This is a genomic window from Salinivibrio sp. AR647, from assembly GCF_001995415.1.
Classification (GTDB): Bacteria; Pseudomonadota; Gammaproteobacteria; order Enterobacterales; family Vibrionaceae; genus Salinivibrio; species Salinivibrio costicola.
On the sequence record NZ_MUFE01000001.1, the window covers coordinates 235,346 to 257,129 of the forward strand.

General features: G+C 50.1%; 19 protein-coding genes. 9 read left to right on the plus strand and 10 right to left on the minus strand.

Going from position 1 to position 21,784, the window contains the following annotated elements:
• Positions 1–6: 6 nt before the first annotated feature.
• The 5 genes from aceE to BZG76_RS01095 all read right to left on the minus strand — a co-directional run bounded on the left by aceE (position 7) and on the right by BZG76_RS01095 (position 6,648).
• Positions 7–2,673: a pyruvate dehydrogenase (acetyl-transferring), homodimeric type gene (gene aceE, locus BZG76_RS01075; RefSeq protein WP_077459849.1), complete on the minus strand. Its 2,667-nt coding sequence runs from the start codon at positions 2,671–2,673 to the stop codon at positions 7–9.
• Positions 2,674–2,765: 92 nt separating this feature from the next.
• The gene (pdhR, locus tag BZG76_RS01080) at positions 2,766–3,539 is read right to left on the minus strand and encodes a pyruvate dehydrogenase complex transcriptional repressor PdhR (protein WP_021022598.1); all 774 of its coding nucleotides are present in this window, start codon (positions 3,537–3,539) and stop codon (positions 2,766–2,768) included.
• Positions 3,540–3,767: 228 nt separating this feature from the next.
• Entirely contained in the window at positions 3,768–4,325 is a 558-nt protein-coding gene (gene ampD, locus BZG76_RS01085) for a 1,6-anhydro-N-acetylmuramyl-L-alanine amidase AmpD (RefSeq protein WP_021022599.1), read from the minus strand.
• A 26-nt stretch (positions 4,326–4,351) separates the two neighbouring features.
• A complete protein-coding gene (locus BZG76_RS01090; protein WP_077459850.1) occupies positions 4,352–5,656 on the minus strand; it encodes a diguanylate cyclase domain-containing protein in 1,305 nt (434 codons plus the stop codon).
• Positions 5,653–6,648, minus strand: coding sequence for an ABC transporter substrate-binding protein (locus BZG76_RS01095; RefSeq protein ID WP_021022601.1), 996 nt, complete (start codon positions 6,646–6,648; stop codon positions 5,653–5,655). The genes BZG76_RS01090 and BZG76_RS01095 overlap by 4 nt, the downstream gene beginning before the upstream one ends.
• A 186-nt stretch (positions 6,649–6,834) precedes the next feature.
• Between BZG76_RS01095 and nadC the strand changes: the two genes are divergently transcribed.
• From nadC to yacG, 8 genes are all read left to right on the plus strand, one after another.
• On the plus strand, positions 6,835–7,737 hold the full coding sequence (gene nadC, locus BZG76_RS01100) for a carboxylating nicotinate-nucleotide diphosphorylase (RefSeq protein WP_077459851.1): 903 nt from the start codon (positions 6,835–6,837) through the stop codon (positions 7,735–7,737).
• Between the two features lie 264 nt (positions 7,738–8,001).
• On the plus strand, positions 8,002–8,421 hold the full coding sequence (locus BZG76_RS01105) for a pilin (protein ID WP_077460035.1): 420 nt from the start codon (positions 8,002–8,004) through the stop codon (positions 8,419–8,421).
• Between the two features lie 25 nt (positions 8,422–8,446).
• Positions 8,447–10,129 carry a GspE/PulE family protein gene (locus tag BZG76_RS01110; RefSeq protein WP_077459852.1) on the plus strand — a complete coding sequence of 561 codons (1,683 nt, stop codon included), beginning with the start codon at positions 8,447–8,449 and terminating at the stop codon, positions 10,127–10,129.
• 3 nt (positions 10,130–10,132) lie between these two features.
• On the plus strand, positions 10,133–11,356 hold the full coding sequence (locus BZG76_RS01115; protein WP_077459853.1) for a type II secretion system F family protein: 1,224 nt from the start codon (positions 10,133–10,135) through the stop codon (positions 11,354–11,356).
• 72 nt (positions 11,357–11,428) lie between these two features.
• On the plus strand, positions 11,429–12,298 hold the full coding sequence (locus tag BZG76_RS01120) for a prepilin peptidase (protein WP_077459854.1): 870 nt from the start codon (positions 11,429–11,431) through the stop codon (positions 12,296–12,298).
• Complete coding sequence (gene coaE, locus BZG76_RS01125) at positions 12,298–12,912, plus strand: dephospho-CoA kinase (RefSeq protein WP_077459855.1); 615 nt, start codon at positions 12,298–12,300, stop codon at positions 12,910–12,912. The genes BZG76_RS01120 and coaE overlap by 1 nt, the downstream gene beginning before the upstream one ends.
• Positions 12,913–12,935: 23 nt before the next feature.
• Complete coding sequence (zapD, locus tag BZG76_RS01130; RefSeq protein WP_077459856.1) at positions 12,936–13,676, plus strand: cell division protein ZapD; 741 nt, start codon at positions 12,936–12,938, stop codon at positions 13,674–13,676.
• Positions 13,677–13,686: 10 nt separating this feature from the next.
• On the plus strand, positions 13,687–13,887 hold the full coding sequence (gene yacG, locus BZG76_RS01135) for a DNA gyrase inhibitor YacG (protein ID WP_021022610.1): 201 nt from the start codon (positions 13,687–13,689) through the stop codon (positions 13,885–13,887).
• Positions 13,888–14,013: 126 nt separating this feature from the next.
• On the opposite strand, the gene mutT is transcribed toward yacG, so the two are convergent.
• Positions 14,014–14,409, minus strand: a complete 396-nt coding sequence (gene mutT / locus BZG76_RS01140) for an 8-oxo-dGTP diphosphatase MutT (protein WP_021022611.1) — start codon at positions 14,407–14,409, stop codon at positions 14,014–14,016.
• Positions 14,410–14,472: 63 nt separating this feature from the next.
• Complete coding sequence (secA, locus tag BZG76_RS01145) at positions 14,473–17,205, minus strand: preprotein translocase subunit SecA (protein ID WP_021022612.1); 2,733 nt, start codon at positions 17,203–17,205, stop codon at positions 14,473–14,475.
• 482 nt (positions 17,206–17,687) lie between these two features.
• Here secA and BZG76_RS01150 point away from each other — a divergent pair, with 482 nt between their 5' ends.
• Positions 17,688–18,146 (plus strand): DUF721 domain-containing protein, encoded by a 459-nt coding sequence (locus BZG76_RS01150; RefSeq protein ID WP_021022613.1) that lies wholly within the window; start codon positions 17,688–17,690, stop codon positions 18,144–18,146.
• Positions 18,147–18,278: 132 nt separating this feature from the next.
• On the opposite strand, the gene lpxC is transcribed toward BZG76_RS01150, so the two are convergent.
• The 3 genes from lpxC to ftsA all read right to left on the minus strand — a co-directional run bounded on the left by lpxC (position 18,279) and on the right by ftsA (position 21,776).
• Positions 18,279–19,196: a UDP-3-O-acyl-N-acetylglucosamine deacetylase gene (gene lpxC, locus BZG76_RS01155; protein WP_025744297.1), complete on the minus strand. Its 918-nt coding sequence runs from the start codon at positions 19,194–19,196 to the stop codon at positions 18,279–18,281.
• 117 nt (positions 19,197–19,313) lie between these two features.
• Positions 19,314–20,486 carry a cell division protein FtsZ gene (ftsZ, locus tag BZG76_RS01160; protein ID WP_021022615.1) on the minus strand — a complete coding sequence of 391 codons (1,173 nt, stop codon included), beginning with the start codon at positions 20,484–20,486 and terminating at the stop codon, positions 19,314–19,316.
• A 33-nt stretch (positions 20,487–20,519) separates the two neighbouring features.
• Positions 20,520–21,776 carry a cell division protein FtsA gene (ftsA, locus tag BZG76_RS01165; RefSeq protein WP_077459858.1) on the minus strand — a complete coding sequence of 419 codons (1,257 nt, stop codon included), beginning with the start codon at positions 21,774–21,776 and terminating at the stop codon, positions 20,520–20,522.
• Between the last annotated feature and the right edge of the window lie 8 nt (positions 21,777–21,784).

Below are 21,784 nucleotides of genomic sequence, written 5' to 3' on the forward strand. Positions count from 1 at the left end.
AGCCTCTTACGCGAACAGCGGGTTTACTTTGTTGGTATCGATGTCGAATTTCTTAATCGCTTCTGACACGACTTTCTTATCAACATCACCACGCTTAGCCAGCTCGTTCAGTGCCGCAACCACCACATAGCCTGCGTTCACTTCAAAGTGACGACGTAGGTTTTCGCGGCTGTCAGAACGACCAAAGCCGTCTGTACCCAGCACTTTATAAGACTCAGCTGGGATAAACGCACGAACTTGGTCAGCGTAGTTTTTCATGTAATCAGTCGCAGCAATCGCAGGCTCAGATCCCATGACTGTTTGGATATAAGGCACTTTGCTTTCTGCATCTGGGTTCAGCATGTTGAAACGATCCACATCCTGACCGTCACGTGCCAGTTCGTTGAACGAGGTCACGCTGTAAACGTCAGACGCCACGCCGAATTCATCGCTGAGCAGTTTCGCTGCCTTGCGCACTTCGGTCATGATAGTGCCCGAGCCCATTAACTGAACTTTGGCTTTGTCGCCCGTGTAGGTTTCTAGTTTATAGATACCTTTACGGATACCGTCTTCCGCGCCCTCAGGCATGGCTGGCTGATGATAGTTTTCGTTCATCAGCGTCAGGTAGTAGTAGATGTTTTCTTGGTCAGGACCGTACATACGACGGATACCGTCTTGCATGATCACCGCCACTTCGTACGCGAAGGTTGGGTCGTAAGACACACAGTTAGGTACAGTGCTTGCCAGAATATGGCTGTGACCGTCTTCGTGTTGCAGACCTTCACCGTTCAGGGTGGTACGACCTGCGGTGGCACCCAATAGGAAACCACGTGCTTGTTGGTCACCCGCCATCCACGCCATGTCGCCAACACGTTGGAAGCCGAACATGGAGTAGTAGATGTAGAATGGAATCATTGGCAGATCATTGGTGCTGTAAGAGGTCGCCGCCGCTACCCACGATGACATCGCGCCTAGCTCGTTGATCCCTTCTTGCAGTACTTGGCCGCCTTGGTCTTCTTTGTAGTAAGACACCACGCCACGATCTTCTGGGGTATAGGTTTGTCCTTGCGGGTTATAGATACCCACCTGACGGAACAGACCTTCCATACCAAAAGTACGGGCTTCGTCAGCAATGATTGGCACTATGTTCTTGCCAATGCTCTTGTCTTTCAGCAATACGTTCAATGAGCGTACAAACGCCATGGTGGTAGAGATATCACGCTTCTGCTCAGACAGCAGAGCAGAGAAATCATCCAGTTTTGGCAGCGTCAGTTCTTCAGTGAACTTAGGTAAGCGCTGCGGAGTGTAACCGTGCAGGGCTTTACGGCGCGCGTGCAGGTATTCGTGTTCCGCAGATCCTTCTTCCAGTTTTAGGTAAGTCAGGTTTTGCACATCATCGTCAGACAACAAGTCTTGTAGGCCAAGACGATCACGCATAGCGTGAACATGGGTCATGTCCATTTTCTTCACTTGGTGCGCGATGTTTTTACCTTCAGCCGCTTCACCCATGCCGTAACCTTTAACGGTTTTCGCCAGGATCACGGTTGGACGGTCGTTGCACTCTTGTGCCGCTTTGAACGCAGCAAACAGTTTTGATGGCTCATGACCACCGCGCTTGAGCGCAAAGATTTCTTCGTCGGTCATATCGGCAACCAGGGCTGCAGTTTCAGGATATTTACCGAAGAAGTGTTCACGCACGTAGGCGCCGTCTTTTGATTTGAAGGTTTGGTAATCGCCGTCGATGGTTTCGTTCATCAACTGCAGCAGTTTACCGGAGGTGTCTTTGGCCAGCAGTTTATCCCAGCCAGAGCCCCAAACCACTTTGATCACGTTCCAGCCAGCGCCTTTAAATAGGCCTTCGAGCTCTTGAACGATTTTACCGTTACCCATTACAGGACCATCAAGGCGCTGCAGGTTACAGTTGATCAAAAAGCACAGGTTATCCAGTTTTTCACGGGCGGCAAACGATAGCGCACCACGTGATTCTGGCTCATCCATCTCACCGTCGCCTAAGAACGCGTAAACACGCTGCTCTGAGGTGTCTTTCAAGCCACGACCGTTCAGATACTTAAGGAAACGCGCTTGGTAGATAGACGCAATAGGACCCAGACCCATAGATACGGTTGGGAACTGCCAGAACTCAGGCATCAGTTTCGGGTGCGGGTAAGAGGAAATACCGTTACCGTCAACTTCTTGGCGGAAGTTGTCGAGCTGCTCAGCAGTGAGACGACCTTCCACAAACGCACGCGCGTAGATGCCTGGAGAGATATGACCTTGATAATAAACCAGATCGCCACCATCTTTTTCGTTTGGCGCACGGAAGAAGTGGTTAAAGCAAGTTTCATAGAACGCAGCCGATGACTGGAATGAAGCCATGTGGCCACCCAGCTCTAAATCTTTCTTGGACGCGCGCAACACGATCATGATTGCGTTCCAACGAATGATAGAACGGATACGACGCTCCAAGTTCACATCACCTGGATAAGCAGGTTCTTGATCTGCAGGGATGGTATTTACATAGTTGGTGGTCACGCCAGTTGGCATGTCAACACCGTCTAAACGTGCTTGCCCTAAGACTTGCTCCAGAAGGAACTGGGCACGTTCTACACCTTCTTCACGAACGACTGACTCAAGAGCTTGCAACCACTCTTGGGTCTCAAGTGCGTCCACGTCATTTTTCATGACTTCAGACATGGCGATCTATCCTTTCGTTGATTGACTCGTACAAAACAAACGTTGTCGCAGCTGCAGTGGCCCCTCGCCTTTATTTTGGCGGCGAATAGGGATTACTCCAGCTCGTCCTTGCGTTGTTGAATTCGACGTAGAGACCGTTCTCGACGGCTTTCTTCTCGGCCAAGATCCAACAGAGTTTCCTCAATGTAAGCTAAGTGTGCATGCGACGCCTGTCTCGCTTTTTCTGGCTCGCCAGCGGTGATTGCATCCACGATCTCAGCTCGGTGTCGGCTGACATTTTCCACCGTCTCTTGACGGCGATAAAGTAGCTCAAAGTTTTGGTAAATATTCTGTTCCAGTAACGGTGCGAGGCTACGCATGATATGCAGTAGCACCACATTGTGCGCCGCTTCCGTTACGGCAACGAGATATTGCATGACGGCGGAAGCTTCTGCCTTTAAGTCCCCATCTTTCTGCGCTTGTCGAATCGCATCATGGCAATCTTCAATCCGAGAAAAATCCTCTTCCGTGCCCCGTAAAGCGGCGAAATAAGAAGAAATACCTTCGAGCGCATGCCGTGATTCCAACAAATCAAGCTGGGTTTCCGGATGGTCCGCCAATAACTCTAGCAGGGGTTCAGAAAATCGCTGCCACAGTCGTTGACTGACAAAGGTGCCGCCACCTTGTTTGCGAGTGAGCAGCTTTTTTACTTCAAGTCGCTGAATCGCCTCACGGACTGATGGACGAGACACATCAAACTGGACCGCTAACTCTCGCTCAGGCGGTAGCTTCTGGCCTGGAGACAAGGTCCCTTCCAGAATTAAACCTTCGAGCTCTTTCTCGATAACATCTGAGAGTTTGGGTTGACGAATTCGCTGATATGCCATTGTATTTATTGACCATCTGCCCCCCAAGCTTGGCGCTTAGCTGCAGAAACTGACTGATTGTAAATTGGTAAGACCAATTGCTTTACTATTCTCTAAAGTTACCAGACAGCGGATATTCTGTCCACCTGAACTTTGATTGACATCATGGAAACCCCTGTATTCGTCACCTGACAGTTGTTTTTTCACGGCGCTCTAAAATTGGTCAGACCAAAAAGAATGACGGCTTTGTCAGGCAGTATAGAGCAGTAGGTGTAATCTTTCCCAGTCAAACACATGGCCAGGATCGGTCTTCCGTCCGGGCGCAATATGTTGATGTCCTGTGATCCGATCACGAGTGATGGCTGGATAGTACTGCATCAGCGTCTGCGTGATCGCCGCTAACGATTGATACTGCTGGTCGGTGTATGGAAGTGTGTCCGTGCCCTCAAGCTCAATACCGATAGAAAAATCGTTACATTGCTGCCGACCGTCAAAACACGAGATGCCAGCATGCCATGCGCGTTCGTTGAATGGTACAAACTGGATCACACTTCCATCTCGTCGGATCAGTAGGTGAGCGGACACGCGAAGATCACGGATCTGGGCAAAATAAGGGTGCGCGTCAGCGTCGAGGTTGCCCTGAAAAAATTGCTCAATATAGGGACCGTCGAACTGGCCGGGGGGCAGGCTGATATTGTGAACCACCAGCAAGGAAATATCCTCGCTATCCGGGCGTGAGTTATAATGGGGAGAAGGACAGGCGCGCGCGCCCGCTAGCCAATGATCGTCGATGCGGGAAAAAGACATGCAAGCTACTCGTGTCGCAAAATTCGTTACTGTATCCGCTCGGCAGGCAGATTGGAATATAAGCAGTGCCGCTCGTTAGCATGTGTTTTCGCGTAATACATGGCCGCATCGGCTTGATTCATCATTTGTTGCAACTCCAATCCGTCGGTAGGAAAGCAACTGACGCCAATACTACTCACCAGTGATAACTCTGCTTTCTCGGTTAATATAGGTGCATGGACATCATCTTGAATACGGCGAATAACTTCATTCAATGCATCTTTATCTGTCAAAAGATCCAACCACACGATAAATTCGTCACCGCCTAAACGCCCGACTAAATCAGAACGACGGACGGCGTGCTTTAGACGTTGGCTCACAACCCTGAGCAACTCATCCCCGACCCCGTGGCCGTAGGTATCATTGACTTGTTTAAAGTTATTCAAGTCGATAAACAGTAACGCAGCATTCGTTTGTGCTCGGTTGGCCCGCATCAAAGCCACATCGACATGCGATTCAAACGCACGTCGGTTAAATAAACCTGTTAATTCATCATGCTCCGCTAAAAATTTAAGCTGGTGTTGTTGCTCGCGAAGCTGTTGTGTTTGCCGTGCGACTTCTTCACTCAGTTGGTTTTTATCCACCATGGTATGGCTAAGCGCATGCTTCATTTCATTGACATGATCCGCCAGTTCGGTCAGTTCATCTTTATCGGTCATGATTAATTCAGTGGTTAAATCACCTTTTTTAATCTGAGTAACCGTGCTGTGTAATGTTTTTAAGCGTTGTCTTAAACGTCGTCGTAAACGGGTCGCAAAAATCGTTACTAATAAGGCCAACAGCACCAAAATACCACCATGGACAACAAGCAACATTTTCTGCTGTTTAGATGCATCATGCATCGCTTGCTGACGCACAGAAAATGCCGCCTCGCTCATGGCTTGTAGTAAAATATTAAATCGTGAAAAAAGCATCAGCCGCCCTTCATCAACGCTCTGCTCCCGACCAAATTGGCCTGTTGTGGTATCCAGCAAACGGTCAATACTGTCCGCCGCTTGCGTCATAGACTGCACTGACTGGGGAGGAATCGCATGCTGGTCACTGGATAGCTGAGCCCGCAACGCATTGGTTGATTGATATACATCTTGGCGGGTTTGCGCACTGGGGTATTGACGATATAGCCACAAACGACCGCGTAAACTGTCGATTTGAGAATGCACCGCAACAATTCTATCTAAGCGTACTTGCGTCTGACTTTGTTTCTGAAAAAGCTCTACCGTGATCAATAGTGTTACCAGCGTCAATGCCGCACATGCGTAAACAACGATGTTTAACTGCTGACCGATTTTCATTCTAATAGACTCACTTTTTGAGTTGCTTCAACCAAGGGGCCAGGGTTAAGTAAATGACGATACGATGGTGTTGGTCCCGTAACCAATCCCGCGCGTTGCGCCCACCGAGCTTGGTTTTTTAAACGCAACAGTAAAGAGTCGTTTAACGACAGGCGAAATAAATAGTCCTGCCAAAGCCAGCCGAGCTTGTCGTCGGACATTGAAAGATACGCAGCGACCTGGGCTTTCGCTTGCTCAGGCCGTTGATGAATAACATCTACCGCTTCATCCAAGGCTCGAATGACGCGACGCATATCTTGGTGCTGCTTTTTCGCAACTAAACGATCACTTACCAATAAAAAAGATAAGCTATGTAAGCCTTTACTATCGAGTGCTTGTACTGACTCATGGGCTCGTTTTACTAGTTGATAGCCGTAAGGTTCCCAAATAGCAATCGCATCAACTTCATTGTCGAGCAGTGCCGACGGCAACGCCTCAGGCGAGTAATAAACCTTCTCTATTGTCTCAGTTGGCATATCATACAGCTGGAGCAATGAGTCGAAGAAGTACTCACTCGCGCTTGACGCGACCACTCCAACACGTGCGCTCCGAAGCGCATCAGGGAGCGAGTGACCAATTGCACGATGGATAGACCACAGTTTCACATCATTGTCTGACTCAACAAAGCTAGTCAGAATGTTAAAATCCTCTCTTTCAAAGCTATTAAACATCGCCACTGTTTCTGACGTCGTGGCTAAGTCCGCCTCTCCCGCAACCAGTGCTTGAAAACTTTTCACTCCGCCATGAACCGGTTTTAGCGTCATGTCTATGCCATGTTTTTTAAATAAACCTTGTTCTTTGGCAACGATGATAGGCGCTGACAACGGCGTTAATGAAACCGCAATCGTCAATGGTGACAATGAGGTAGACGCGGGTAAACGTAGGTGCTGCCAGACACTAAAACCTGCCAGTGCAGCGAATATCATCGTCATCAGTGCCAACCCGCGTTTCATGACGCTACCTCTTTACTAGAACTGATCAAAGTGTAGACAAATGAGCAGGCAATGCATGGGTAATTTTCTAGTCAGGGTGTCGATAATAAAATGGACGCCGACGCGGAAACAGGAGAGAAAAGCTGCATTTCCCCCCAACCAGCGTTATCATTTCGCCACGTTTTTTCATCACCGCGGTAAGCCATAATGACATCGACTCCTTTTCATGCTGTTCATGACAGCAAAAGCCGTCTTGCCTATCTCACCTCTCATCTAAAAACGGATGTGCCCCGTGCCGTCAGCGACGCATTGCGTGAAGATTTAGGGGGCGATCTTGACGCGCGTAAAGATATTACCGCCAGCCTGATTCCGGCCGATTCGGTGTCGACCGCGGTACTGATTACGCGTGAAGATGGCGTATTTTGTGGCCAAGATTATGCTAACGAAGTATTCAAACAACTGGGTGGCGAGGTCTCCTTAACCTGGCATGTGACCGATGGCGACGCGATCACTGCCAATCAAACCTTGTGCACCTTAAAAGGACCGTCACGCGTGTTATTAACGGGTGAGCGCAATGCGATGAACTTTATCCAGACCTTGTCAGGCTGCGCCAGTAAAACGGCAACTTATGTGGCACAGTTACAAGGGACGGAGACCAAGCTATTGGACACCCGCAAAACCGTGCCAGGCCTGCGTAGTGCACTCAAATATGCAGTCGCTTGTGGCGGCGGACACAATCACCGTATTGGTGTGTTCGATGCGTATCTCATTAAAGAAAACCACATTCTTGCCTGCGACGGGATTGCCAATGCGGTGCAAGAGGCTCGTCGTCTGAATCCAGATAAACCGGTGGAAGTAGAGACAGAAAATCTGGATGAGCTAAAACAAGCCATTGAGGCCGGCGCCGACATTGTGATGTTAGATAATTTTAGCGTGCCGATGATGCGCGAAGCGGTTGCACTCAACCAAGGCCGTGTGGCGCTTGAAGTCTCGGGCAATGTCACCTTGGATACTCTGTCTGAATACGCGTCCACAGGCGTAGATTATATTTCCGTGGGCGCGCTTACCAAGCACGTGACCGCGCTCGATTTATCCATGCGTTTTCAATAACACGTACTTTCAATAACACGTACGCTCACCCAGAGTCGACCAGGCCGCCCACGATGGGCGGCCTTTTTATCGCGCTTTCGTGACAAAAAATTTGTGGTGAGTCGAACACTACAACAGAAAAAACAAAATCTTACATCCAGCTTTTACCCTTCACTCTCAAACTCATGTTGCCCCTCTTTTTTGTGCCACGCTCACAAGCGTAAAGTCGCTGCACTCGCGGCCACCGAGTTGGCGGCCGACCATCATTGAGAGGAGAGACATAGGATGCAAAAGCAACAAGGGTTTAGTTTGATTGAGTTACTCGTGGTCATTGGCATTATTGGCGCCCTGACTGCCATCGCCATTCCGCAATACCAAAAGTATCAAGATAAAGCCAAAGTTACTGCCGCAATTGCCACGCTGACTAATATGCGCTCCGTGGTAGAAGCAGAAATTATGGAAGAGGGCGTGTTCCCAGAAAATAATAAAAAAGAAGACCTTGGTATTCCTGATACAGTAACACTCAACCCTACTAAAGATTCTGTTAAAGGAAACATGACACTAGCCGTAGAGGGGTTACCGGGAGGTGGGGATGTAAAACTCTCACGCTCAGCTAAAGGCGAGTGGGAATGCACGCAACCGTCAACAAATATTGAAGTCGATGGTTGCAGCAGTAAGTCGGGTACCAAAAAGCCAACACCTTAAGCGAATATAAAAACAGGGACTCACGATGATCCCAACCGCTCAGTTGTATCAAGCCGGTTTATTGACCGATGCCCAGCGCGATGCGTTGGGCATTGGCGATGGCACACCGCTTAGCGTCTCCCGTTTGCTCGATGCCGGGGTTGACCCCACCGCGCTCGCCCACACCCTCGCGAGTCAGCATCACCTGCCTTTTTCGGAAAGCCATCAGTATCCGTTTAAAGCTACCTGCTATGCCCTCGACCGGCGCGATTTGATTCAGCGCCATCAAGTGTTGCCGCTTGCCCAGCAAGGCAAAGAGCTACTGCTTGGCGTCAGTGACCCAGATAACACAGAGGCGGTGGCTGATTTTCGCTTTTCAACCGGACTCAATGTTCGTTTGGTGGTGTTAAGCCAGCCGGATTTAGACGCAGCGCTGCGCCATTTATACGGCGCAGATATTGAGGGCACCGGCGATGGCATCACCATCAGTGATCAGGATTTAGCGGCCCTGACCGTCACCGATAGTCCGCAAGAAGATAGCGCGGAACTGCAAAGCGATCAGGCACCCATTAGCCGCTATATCCAGCAAATATTAGTTGATGCGGTACGAAAAAAAGCGTCCGACGTGCATTTTGAACCGTTTGAGGATCACTTCCAAATACGGTTTCGCCAAGACGGTTTACTGCAAACCTATGCCCATCCGCCCGCGGGCGTCTCGCGGCGCTTATCCACGCGACTCAAAATCTTGGCCCAACTCAATATTGCCGAACGACGCTTACCGCAAGATGGGCGAATCAAATTGACCCTTACTGCCGAGCATACGGTCGATATGCGGGTATCGACCTTACCAACGGTCTGGGGTGAAAAAGTGGTGGTTCGCTTATTGAATAATGGTCAGCAGCAACTGACGCTGCATGATTTAGGCTTAACCGAGTGGCAGCGCCAGCACTATCAAGCAGCGCTCGATCAACCACAAGGAATGATTTTATTCACCGGGCCAACCGGGAGCGGTAAAACTGTCTCATTATACAGCGGTTTGCACTGTCTCAATCAGCCGCAGCGAAACATTGCCACCGTTGAAGATCCGGTCGAGATCCAGCTTAATGGGATCAACCAAGTTAATGTCAATACGCGGATCGGACTCGATTTTGCGACCGCCCTCCGCGCCTTTTTACGCCAAGATCCCGACGTAGTCATGGTGGGAGAAGTACGCGATACCGACACCGCAGAGATCAGTATTAAAGCCGCACAAACTGGCCATTTGGTGCTCTCAACCTTACATACCAACTCTGCCGCAGAGAGCATCACGCGTTTAGCACATATGGGGATCGCGCCATACAACCTCGCCAGCTCATTGACCTTGGTGGTGGCGCAAAGGCTGGTGCGCCGGCTCTGTCCCGTCTGTAAGCAGCCTCACCCGCGTGATGACCCAAGCTTGACCCAGCTGATGCGCCTTTATCCGCGCTGCGACCCCACTCAAATCTATCAAGCCAATCCTCGCGGCTGTTACCGCTGTGACCAAGGTTATCAAGGTCGAACTGGCATTTATGAGGTGCTGCCTATCGACGACACCATTACTGACGCGATTTATCGCCATGCCAGTGCTAGCGAGCTCACCCAACTCGCTTGCCAACAAGGCATGTGGCGGCTGGCAGAGTCCGGCATTGCCAAACTCAATCAAGGGATCACCAGTGTGCAAGAACTCAGTCGCGYGATCCAACTGGCATAAGGAATGATCATGGCCAAGCAAACGTTATTCGTCTTTCATTGGCGTCAAGCCGTGCCGTTTGGGCGACACCAGAAAGGCCAAGTATTTGCGTATTCTGAGCACGATGCCCGCCAGCAACTCGCCGGCCAAGCTATCTTGCCAACACGCTTAATACGTCGACGCCTTTCTAGCTGGCAACAACGCCAGCACAAAGCCAAAGCGGCCGATATTACCCAGTTTTCACGCGAACTCACTACCTTGTTAGAGTCTGGCATCCCGATTGTTCAGGCACTCAACCTGATAGAAGAGAATCAAGTCAAAGCAGAAATGCGCTTAGTGGTTCGCTACCTTCGTCAACAACTAGAAGCTGGCACCAGCTTAAGCACGGCCTTGGCGCAAGCCAGCCCCCTATTTGATCGCTTTTACTGTGATCTGGTCGCTACCGGCGAACAAACCGGTCAACTTCCTTTGGTATTTGCTCGCCTTGCACTATATCGGGAAAAACAAGCCTTGCTGCGCAGTAAGGTGATGAAAGCCATGATTTATCCCACCATCGTCGTCAGTGTTGCGCTCGGTGTTAGCACTTACTTACTTTTGTTCGTGATCCCAAAATTTAAGCAGATTTTTGACTCTTTTGGGGCGCCCCTACCATGGCTCACACGGCAAGTGCTGGCATTGTCTGATTGGATGACCACCCATGCGCCAACCATTGCCGCTATCTTGATTGTCCTGATGTTATCGCATAAATGGCTACAACGGCATCGCCCGCGCTATCGGTACCACTATCACCACTGGCTACTTAAACTGCCTATCATCGGTGAGGTGCTGAGCAAAGCCTGTATCGCGAAGTTTTCCCGCACACTGGCCACAACCTTTAGCGCTGGGATCCCACTGATCTCCGGACTTAAATCGGCAACCAATATTCTCACCAACGACTATTATGCACACGGACTCATTCGAGTGTCTGCACACACAGCTACCGGGATCCCGCTCTATCAAGCGTTACGTGAAAGTGGCCGTTTTCCCAATATGATGACGCAAATGATCATGATTGGTGAAGAGTCTGGCGCATTAGACACCATGCTTAATCGGGTGGCAGTGATTTACGAGGAAGAGGTTGATAACACCGTCGATAATCTGGGTAAGATCATTGAGCCACTGCTGATTTTAGTACTCGGATTACTCATTGGTGGCTTGGTGGTTGCCATGTACCTTCCTATTTTTAATCTGATGTCCGTTCTCGGCTAAGCCAAGATAGAGTCTCGATACGTAACGCGCTATGATTCGCGCACAACAAGCAACAAGTAATAAGCAGGTGTCATGTTGGTGTTCTCCTCCCCGTTTTTTATCGTGATAGCCGGCCTGCTGGGTCTGGTTTTTGGCAGCTTTTTAAACGTGGTGATCGCCCGTTTGCCGACAATGATGGAACGCCAGTGGCGCCAAGAATGCCGGCTTAGCTTTCCTGACGCCAATATCGATGCGCCAGACGACACGCGCTTTGATTTAAGCTTACCCGCTTCGCATTGCCCACATTGCCACACAGCGATTGCTTGGTACGACAATATCCCGCTGATTAGCTGGCTCGCGTTAAAAGGCCACTGCCGGCATTGTCAAACCCGGATCAGTAAGCGGTATCCGTTAATTGAGCTGATGGGCGCCCTCGTCTGCATACTGCCCGCTTGGCTGATCACCTCACCTGGGTGGGCCATCGCAGTGATGGGCGCAAGCCTAACATTACTTGCGCTGACGATGATCGACTGGGACACCATGCTGCTCCCCGATCAAATCACGTTGCCGCTTCTTTGGGCCGGGATCGCACTCGCACTCATCGGCGTCAGCCCAGTATCATTGGCAGACAGCGTAACAGGCGCCATGATTGGCTACCTCAGCCTCTGGAGCTTATTTTGGACATTCAAACTGATCACTGGCAAAGAAGGCATGGGCTACGGTGATTTTAAGCTTTTTGCTGCCTTGGGCGCTTGGGTGGGCTGGCAAGCGTTACCCCTGTTAATTTTAATGGCCTCCATGAGCGGGGCCGTTGTCGGCGCGCTATGGCTTCGTTCTCAGCGGCAAGGTATGCAACATGCGTTTGCCTTTGGCCCTTTCATTGCCACGGCTGGCTGGCTAAGTCTGCTTTGGGGCGATAGCCTGTTACACTGGTATCTGTCACACATTTTAGGAGTCATCTAATGGCATGGGTAGTCGGATTAACCGGCGGGATTGGTAGCGGTAAAACCACAGTAGCGGACCGGTTTGCCGCAAAAGGGATCGATATTGTCGATGCTGACGTGATTGCACGTGAGGTAGTAAAACCTGGCAGCCAAGGACTGGGTGCGATTGTGGCGCGCTTTGGTGCGTTGGCATTAAATCATGATGGTAGCCTGGCGCGGGCGTGGCTTCGTGAGCGTGTATTTAGCCAACCAGACGACAAGCAATGGCTTGACGATTTACTCCACCCGTTGATTCGTACCCGCATGATTCAAGCTTGCGCCGACGCGCAATCTCAGTATTGTTTGCTTGTCGTGCCCTTATTAGTAGAAAATAACCTGATGACATTAGCCAATCGCATCCTTGTGGTGGATGTTGACCCGGCCACCCAGATAACCCGAACCTTGGCGCGCGATCAGGTCAGCCAACAACAAGTTCAGGCAATCTTGGCCGCGCAAGCCAGTCGTCAACAACGCCTCGACGTGGCTGATGACGTGATCGACAATACCCACACGGAGGCGGAACTTGATCGACAAGTTGATGCCTTACACCACACGTATTTAACCTTGGCAACCCAGGCAAACGCCGGTGTATAGCCGGACAGGATAGCTCAACGCTTATGACCAGCCTCACTGTGTATGAACACCCACTCAATGAACAGGTGCGTATTTATTTGCGCCTGGAGTACCTGCTCGACCAACTGGACGAAGTGAGCGGCCTTTCAGCACCCTGCCACCATATTCAATTTTTCCGCAGTTTATTCGATTTATTGGAAATTTTAGAGCAGGTGCAAGTAAAAGCAGACTTAGCCAAGGATTTGGATAAACTGAAGAAAAAGCTCAACGCATGGGCAAACGTACCGCAAGTGGATCAAACCCAGCTGAATCAGCTACTCGATCAGGTGGCCGCGCACCAACGTTCGGTGCTCCAAGCCAAACGCTTTGGTCAGCCACTGCGGGAAGATCGCTTCTTAACCAGCATCAAGCAACGCTTCTCGATTCCCGGAGGCAGTTGCAGTTTTGATTTGCCCGTTTTCCATTATTGGTTGCATCAGCCGCTCGCGGCCCGGCAAAATGCGATTCAAACTTGGATGGCTACCCTATCGCCGCTGCGTGATGCACTCGCTTTTTGGCTGCAACTAACACGCGAAAGCGCACACGGTGGCACCGCAACAGTAAAACAAGGGTTTTATCAACAAGAAGCCGATGGCGCTTGTTTAATTCGGCTAAAACTGGCACCGGATCTGGGCGTGTATCCTTTGGTATCAGGCCATAAAAATCGCTTCGCCATCCGATTTATGCCATTTAACGATGATCATGAGGTCGCCGACAATATGCCTGTTCATATCAGTGTCTGTTAAGGAGAAGTACGTGAGTAATACCCCCACTGTGGTGAAATGCCCGACCTGTCAACAGCCTGTGGTTTGGGGAGAGGTGAGTCCACACCGTCCATTTTGTAGTAAACGCTGTCAACTGATCGATTTAGGCGAGTGGGCCAGTGAAGAAAAAGCCATCCCCGGTGCACCTGATATCTCGGATGATGACTTGTGGTCAGAAGAGCAGCCCGACTGAGCAGGCTGCATTCACTTCACTGAGCAGGCTGCGCTCACTTCGCGTAGCAAACTGTATTAACACAATAGCAAGCGTCCTTCGCCCCGCTCGCGTGTTAGTGCTAGTGCTAGTGCTAGTGCAACCGAGTCAAAATCGGGCGTGAATTTTCTCAAGTACGGCGTCATTCGCGTCTGGAAACGTATAGTTATCCAGCTCAGCGATAGGCGCCCAAACCCCCTCTTGGCCTTCACAACCAGCCGGCTCACCATCAAAACGACACACTAAGAAAAAATCTAAGCTCAAGGCTTTGTCTGGAAAATCAAAGTCTAACGAAATAAACGGACTGACCTCGGTGGCATCAATACCCACTTCTTCTTTGAGTTCACGGAGCAGAGCGCGTTTAGGCGTTTCACTGCCTTCAATTTTCCCGCCCGGAAACTCCCACTTTCCTCCTTGGTGGGCCTGATCGTGACGACGTGTAATAAACACCTGATCTTGTGCCGAATTGACAATAATGCCCGCGGCAATACTTACCCGTTTCATGCACTCTCCTAATAATAAAAAAAGGCCGCGAAAACGGCCTTTTTGCTAACACAGGGTCAGGGGCTAGATTCTACCGTGACACTGTTTAAATTTCTTCCCTGATCCGCAAGGACAAGGCTCGTTTCGGCCAACTTTTCGCCCATCACGTACCACGGTTTCGTTGCCGCTGTCGTCACGTTCAGCGCTTTCACCATCATCAAACTGGTTTTCAGCCTGCGCATGATTAACCTGTTGCTGACGCGCCGCTTTCTCAGCACGTGCTTGACGTTCAGCTTCCATGCGCTCAACGTCGTCAGGCTGCTGAACACGAACACGACTCAAAGCGGTCACGACATCGGTTTTTAATGCATCTAACATGCCTTCAAACAGCTCAAACGACTCGCGCTTATACTCTTGTTTCGGGTTTTTCTGGGCATAGCCACGCAAATGAATGCCTTGACGCAGATGATCCATCGCCGCCAAGTGCTCTTTCCAAAGGGTGTCGAGCGTTTGTAGCATGACCGCCTTTTCAAAGTTACGCAGCGTTTCCGCGCCAACGGCTTCTTCTTTACCTTTGTACACCTCAATTAAGGCAGTCAGAATACGTTCACGCAGCAACTCTTCGTAGAGCTTGTCATCTTCATCCAACCATTGTTGAATCGGCAGCTCGATATCAAAATCGGCTTTTAAGCGCTTCTCAAGCCCAGCAATATCCCACATTTCTTCTAACGACTGTGGCGGGATATATTGGTTAACAATGGTATTAACCACGTCTTCGCGGTTGTGCTCAATCATCTCACTGATGTCATTTGAGACGAGCAATGCATCACGCAATTCATAAACCACTTTACGCTGATCGTTGGCGACGTCATCGAACTCAAGCAGCTGCTTACGAATATCAAAGTTACGGCCTTCAACTTTGCGCTGCGCATTCTCAATGGCTTTGTTAACCCAGGGGTGTTCAATCGCTTCCCCTTCAGCCATCCCGAGGCGCTTCATCATATTGGACACCTTCTCTGATGCAAAAATGCGCATCAGTGAGTCGTCCATGGATAGATAAAAACGGGTTGAGCCCGGATCACCTTGACGTCCGGCACGACCACGTAATTGGTTATCAATACGACGCGATTCGTGACGTTCGGTACCAATGATGTGTAAGCCGCCGGCTTCGACCACTTGGTCGTGCAGCTGTTGCCATTTTTCTTTCGCCGCTTCCACTTGGGCATCGGTGGGGTTTTCGACATCACCGAGAACCTGTTTCCAGCTTCCGCCCAGAACAATATCCGTACCACGGCCCGCCATGTTGGTCGCAATGGTGACTGCGCCTGGATAACCGGCTTGCTCCACAATATCCGCTTCGTGCGCGTGGAACTTCGCATTCAGTACCTGGTGCTTAATGCCATCTTTGTTAAGCGCATCAGACAACAGCTCAGACTTTTCAATCGATACCGTGCCCACCAATACAGGCTGACCGGCTTTTGCACGTGCTTTGATGTCTTCAGCAATCGCGACAAACTTTTCTTTCTCGGTCATATAAACCTGATCCGCATGGTCTTTTCGCACCATCGGACGGTTGGTGGGGATCACAACGGTATCGAGTCCATAAATCGACTGGAACTCGAACGCTTCGGTATCAGCGGTCCCGGTCATGCCTGAAAGCTTATCGTAGAGACGGAAAAAGTTCTGGAAGGTAATCGAGGCCAGTGTTTGGTTCTCGTTTTGGATTTTCACCCCTTCCTTGGCTTCTACGGCTTGGTGTAAGCCTTCAGACCAGCGACGACCTGGCATAGTACGGCCAGTGTGCTCATCAACAATGATGATCTCGTCGTCTTTAATGATGTAATCAACATCACGCTCAAACAAAACATGTGCACGCAGGGCGGCATTAATGTGATGGATAAGGCTAATGTTGGCGGGCGAATAAAGGGTATCATCCTCTCCCATCAAGCCGTTTTTCTTCAGCAAGTCTTCAACAAACTCTTGACCGTTTTCGGTCATGTAAACCTGCTTCGCCTTTTCATCGACCGTGAAATGGCCATCACCTTGATAATCTTCGGTGTCTTCTTCTGCTTGCTGCTTTAAGCTCGGAATCAAGGCATTAATGCGCTGATACATTTCGGAGCTATCTTCTGCCGGCCCCGAGATAATTAATGGCGTTCGCGCTTCATCAATTAAGATGGAATCGACCTCATCGACGATAGAGAAGTAGCGATCACGCTGAACGCGGTCTTCGGCGCGAAACGCCATATTGTCACGCAAATAATCAAAACCGAATTCGTTATTGGTGCCGTACAGCACATCGCACGCATAGGCGGCTTTTTTCGCTTCCGGCGGCATATTCGGTACATTGACGCCAACCGTCATCCCTAGAAACTCAAACAAAGGACGGTTGGTTTCAGCATCACGCTCGGCCAAGTAATCATTGACGGTGATAATGTGAACCGACTTGCCGGTTAACGCGTTCAGGTAGGAAGGCAGGGTCGCCGTGAGCGTTTTACCCTCACCGGTACGCATCTCGGCAATTTTGCCGTTATGCAGCACAATCCCACCAATCATCTGCACATCAAAATGGCGCAGACCGAAGACACGCTTCGAGGCTTCTCGTACTGTTGCAAAGGCTTCTGGAATAAGATCATCCAGTTCAGCGCCTTGATCTAGGCGCTCGCGGAACTCAACGGTTTTCGCTTTTAGCGCATCGTCGTTCAACGCTTCAAATTGGGGTTCGAGTTTGTTGATTTCATCAACAACTTTTCGCAGCCGACGCAAGGTGCGGTCATTTCGGCTTCCGATAACTTTAGTCAGGACTTTCGATAACATGGCGTTGCCGGTACTCTTTTTAATGGTCTTCCCACATGGGCGGCCGCTACACTGCCACTCTGTTGGCGTGTTTCAGTTCAACGCGGGTTGGCTTAAGCTCATCGATTCAACATGAGATAACAAGGCTTATCTCTTTTAAGTGGAGCCAAATCGGACAGAATTCAAGGGCGATCACGCCGCTTCACAACAATTTCCACGTAACTGATAATGTGATAGACGGAATGGAAAAAGGCTCTCCCTTATCGCCGTACCCATGCGACACTTACCTGTGAATGATTCGCGCACTGTATATTGTACTCCCCCAGCAATCCCTAATTGATCAAATGGGTTAGCTTACATGCTGGGGTCACGCATGTATGATAAGGTAAAATAGTCTCACATCCTATGACAAATCTAGGACTCAAGGGATCAATTAGCGAAAATTAGACGCTGTGCGCCCGTTCCCACACCGAATTGATGACAAAAAAGGCAGTTATTGTGCTATGAGAGACCATCGTCCTCGCTCAACGCTACACCTGCTAGAGAGCGACTCCAACAACATTGCCCAACGGGCGGTCGAGCTTGCCAAGCTAAACAAGCTGATCTTAGCATTGTTGCCCGGTGAAACCTCAAAGGCATGTCGCGTTGCCAATTATCGTGATGGCGTATTAGTGATTGAAGTAGGTAGCGCCGCTTGGGCCATGCGACTTAACTATGAACGTCAGCACCTGCTCTCGGTGTTACGCACCAAAGGCCTCGCGAGCTTGACGACCATTGAGGTGAATATTAATCCAGCATTAGCCGCCGCGGACAGAACAGACCACGAGAAGGCCCCTTCTCGTCATCTTAGCCAAGCCTCTGGCGAGTTGCTTCGCGCGTTAGGGGAAGGCGCTTCCCCAACATTAAAAGCACGATTTGAAGCATTAGCTAACCTGGCCCATGATCAAAAAAAGCCAGAGTAAACTCTGGCTTTTTTATCTTAATCGAGTATTTGGTTACGATGCCTAGCGGTTAGGCTTCATACCGCTTTCTGTCAGCGGTCACACCATCTGGTGGCGTATACGCAAGTAGTAGCTTATGCGCAAGAATATCGCTTAGGCCAATACCATTCCCGGTTCAGCAAATGCCACAGGAGAGGTTTCAGTCTCTTCAAATGTGACCCACTCCCACGCTTCTTGATCGGCCAACACCGCGCGTAACAGCTTGTTGTTTAAGGCATGGCCTGATTTGTAGGCGCGCATTTCACCAAGAATACTGTGTCCACACATGTACAAGTCACCAATGGCATCCAGGACTTTGTGCTTAACCAGTTCATTGTCAAAACGTAGGCCGTCTTCGTTCAAAATGCGATAATCATCCAGAACAATCGCGCAGTCAAAGCTGCCACCCAAACACAAGTTTTGTGACTGCAAGTATTCGATATCACGCATAAAACCGAAGGTTCGCGCGCGGCTCAAGTCTTTAATAAAAGATTGACTTGAGAAGTCGAGCACCAAGTTTTGTTGCTCCGATTCAATCGCCGGATGGTCGAATTCGATGGCAAAGTCGAGACGGAAGCCATTATAAGGCAACAGTTCCGCCCACTTATCATCGTCTTCAATGCGAACAGGCTTTTTGATACGAATGAATCGTTTTGGCGCATTTTGGACATCGATACCCGCAGACTGCAGCAAGAAAATAAACGGACTTGAACTGCCATCCATAATCGGAATTTCTGGCGCATTCACTTCGATAATGATGTTATCGATACCCATTCCTGCAATTGCAGCACTGAGATGCTCAACGGTTGAGATGCGAACACCCGCGTCATTCACTAAGGCGGTGCACAGCATGGTATCGCGCACATCCTCAGGGTTGGCCGGAAAATCAACCGGCGGCTCCATGTCAGTGCGACGATAAATCACACCGGTGTTGGCAGGAGCCGGACGCAGAGTAAGCGTAACCTTACGCCCAGAGTGGAGACCCACACCAGTCGTTTGGACCATACTTTTCAATGTTCGCTGTCTAATCATCGGCTTATCTCAACTTTTTCTTAAAAAAGTGTGCTCTGCGTCACTCATTACCCTGTCACCTTAGACAAGGGGAGCGAGATGGTAGCACATCACTGGCTACAAACCAAGCAATTGCGATCAGTCAGCTTGTTTACGCAAAAACGCAGGAATATCGAGATAATCATGCTCAGTCTGCGATTTTGGTGCTGCATTCGATGAAGCAGCTGGCTGCTCTTTCGCCGCTGGGTTTGAACTTGCCGCCTGAGGTTTATCCTGCAAAGGCTGTGCCTTTTTAGGCTCGGCTTTTGCTTGCCCAGACTGTGCATTGGTGACCAAGGTAATGTCTGGCTTACGTTCGTTGCCAATCCCGGTCGCCACCACAGTCACTCGCAGCTCGTCGCTCATTTCTGGATCCATCGACGTTCCGATCACCACAGTGGCATTGTCTGATGCAAATGCTTTGACGGTGTTACCCACAGTCTCGAACTCATCAAGACGCATATCAAAGCCTGCTGTAATGTTGACTAGCACACCACGCGCACCCGCCAAGTCGATGTCTTCAAGAAGTGGGCTAGAAATTGCCATCTCTGCCGCTTCTTCAGCACGATCTTCGCCCGTTGCAACACCACTGCCCATCATTGCGTGTCCCATTTCTGACATCACAGTGCGTACGTCAGCAAAGTCGACGTTAATATGGCCAGGGCGTGTGATCAGTTCTGCAATCCCTTGTACGGCATTGCGTAACACATCGTTCGCCTTCGCAAAGGCATCCAGCAAGGTAATGCCGCGACCTAGCACCTTAAGCAATTTTTCGTTGGGAATCGTAATCAGCGAGTCAACTTGCTTTGACAGCTCTTCGATTCCTTGCTCGGCAAACGCCAGTCGCTTTTTACCTTCGAAGCTGAAAGGTTTGGTGACCACAGCAACGGTCAGAATCCCCATTTCTTTCGCGATTTCCGCGATAACAGGCGCTCCCCCGGTGCCGGTACCACCGCCCATTCCGGCTGCGATAAATACCATATCGGCACCTTCGAGCTCAGCTTTAATCGCATCGCGATCTTCGAGTGCGGAATCACGCCCAACTTGCGGATTTGCCCCCGCGCCAAGTCCTTTGGTGATATCACCGCCAATTTGAATGACCGTGCCGACACTGCTTTTCCGTAGTGCTTGGGCATCCGTATTAATGCTAATAAAGTCAACCCCTTCGATTGACTCACGCACCATATGTTCAACGGCGTTACCACCGCCACCGCCAATGCCGACGACCTTAATCACCGCATCGTCAGACATTTCCATCATCGGTTCAAACATGAGTTCTCTCCGTCCTTCCTGTTCGCATCAGGGTTAAAATTCTTTCTTAAACCAGCTACTCAGCGTCTTAATCCAGCTAGCCACAGCCCGCTTTTGTTCTGGTTCACTCGTTTCTGTCAGCAAGCTTTCTTTACCGTAGTGTAAAAGCCCAACCGCGGTTGCATAGCAAGGCGCTTGTACATAATCAGTCAGTCCCGTGACATTGGCTGGCTGTCCAACACGCACTTGGTTTTGGAACACGCGTTCCGCGCATTCAACCAGCCCGTGCATTTGTGATGCCCCGCCAGTAAGCACTATTCCAGCTGCCATTTGATGTTTCACACCATCGCTACGCAGTTTTTCTTGAATGGCGACTAATTTTTGATTCACCAGCCCCAACAATTCTGAACAACGCGGCTCAATCACTTCAGACAAGGTTTGTCGCTGTAACGTCCGCGACGGGCGTCCACCCACGCTCGGCACATTGACTTTTGCATCCTTATTCACCAGCTCACTCAATGCACAGCCATATTTCACTTTAATGTCTTCTGCATCCGCCAGTGGGGTGCCAAAGGCATAGGCTATATCGCTGGTGATCACATTGCCCGCGTAAGGAATGACCTCGGCATGCCGAAGTGCGCCGCCAGTCCAAACTGCAAGATCCATGGTACCGCCGCCAATATCGACCACGCACACGCCGAGCTCTCGTTCATCCGGCGTGATCACCGCATGGCTCGCTGATAGCCCGGAGAAAATCAGTTGATCCACTCTAAGACCACAACGCTCCACGGCTTTCTCAATATTTTTCGCGGTATCATTGTGACATGTGATGAGGTGCACACTGGCTTCCATCCTTACGCCAGATAGGCCGAGCGGATTTTTGATCCCTTCTTGGTAATCGATTTTGTATTCTTGCGGGATCACATGCAGCACGCGCTGCTCATCACTGATTTTGACCGACTTTGCGGTATGAATCACGTTGTCTATATCGTCTTGGGTAACCTCTTCATCCGAAATTGTCCCCATGCCTCTCTCAGTTTGGCAGTGAATGTGCTTTCCTGACAAAGAAAGATAGACAGAACTGATTTGGCAATCGGCCATCATCTCTGCTTCATTCACCGCACGCTGAACAGATTTAACCACAGATTCTAAGTCGTTAACGCCACCCTTATCCATGCCGCGTGATGGGCTGCTGCCCACACCCAGTACGTTGATGGTGCCGTCTGGCAGTACTTCACTGACCAGAGTAGACACTTTGGACGTCCCAATATCGAGCCCAACTATCAGTGACTTATCTGTCGTTTTATTCATTCACACCA

Coding starts and splice junctions, on each gene's coding strand:
- BZG76_RS01095 (WP_021022601.1), bottom strand. CDS start 6,648: ATGAAACGCGGGTTGGCACTGATGACGATGATATTCGCTGCACTGGCA.
- BZG76_RS01115 (WP_077459853.1), top strand. CDS start 10,133: ATGATCATGGCCAAGCAAACGTTATTCGTCTTTCATTGGCGTCAAGCC.
- BZG76_RS01150 (WP_021022613.1), top strand. CDS start 17,688: ATGAGAGACCATCGTCCTCGCTCAACGCTACACCTGCTAGAGAGCGAC.
- ftsA (WP_077459858.1), bottom strand. CDS start 21,776: ATGAATAAAACGACAGATAAGTCACTGATAGTTGGGCTCGATATTGGG.
- aceE (WP_077459849.1), bottom strand. CDS start 2,673: ATGTCTGAAGTCATGAAAAATGACGTGGACGCACTTGAGACCCAAGAG.
- ftsZ (WP_021022615.1), bottom strand. CDS start 20,486: ATGTTTGAACCGATGATGGAAATGTCTGACGATGCGGTGATTAAGGTC.
- BZG76_RS01120 (WP_077459854.1), top strand. CDS start 11,429: ATGTTGGTGTTCTCCTCCCCGTTTTTTATCGTGATAGCCGGCCTGCTG.
- BZG76_RS01105 (WP_077460035.1), top strand. CDS start 8,002: ATGCAAAAGCAACAAGGGTTTAGTTTGATTGAGTTACTCGTGGTCATT.
- lpxC (WP_025744297.1), bottom strand. CDS start 19,196: ATGATTAGACAGCGAACATTGAAAAGTATGGTCCAAACGACTGGTGTG.
- mutT (WP_021022611.1), bottom strand. CDS start 14,409: ATGAAACGGGTAAGTATTGCCGCGGGCATTATTGTCAATTCGGCACAA.
- ampD (WP_021022599.1), bottom strand. CDS start 4,325: ATGTCTTTTTCCCGCATCGACGATCATTGGCTAGCGGGCGCGCGCGCC.
- zapD (WP_077459856.1), top strand. CDS start 12,936: ATGACCAGCCTCACTGTGTATGAACACCCACTCAATGAACAGGTGCGT.
- secA (WP_021022612.1), bottom strand. CDS start 17,205: ATGTTATCGAAAGTCCTGACTAAAGTTATCGGAAGCCGAAATGACCGC.
- pdhR (WP_021022598.1), bottom strand. CDS start 3,539: ATGGCATATCAGCGAATTCGTCAACCCAAACTCTCAGATGTTATCGAG.
- BZG76_RS01090 (WP_077459850.1), bottom strand. CDS start 5,656: ATGAAAATCGGTCAGCAGTTAAACATCGTTGTTTACGCATGTGCGGCA.
- nadC (WP_077459851.1), top strand. CDS start 6,835: ATGACATCGACTCCTTTTCATGCTGTTCATGACAGCAAAAGCCGTCTT.
- coaE (WP_077459855.1), top strand. CDS start 12,298: ATGGCATGGGTAGTCGGATTAACCGGCGGGATTGGTAGCGGTAAAACC.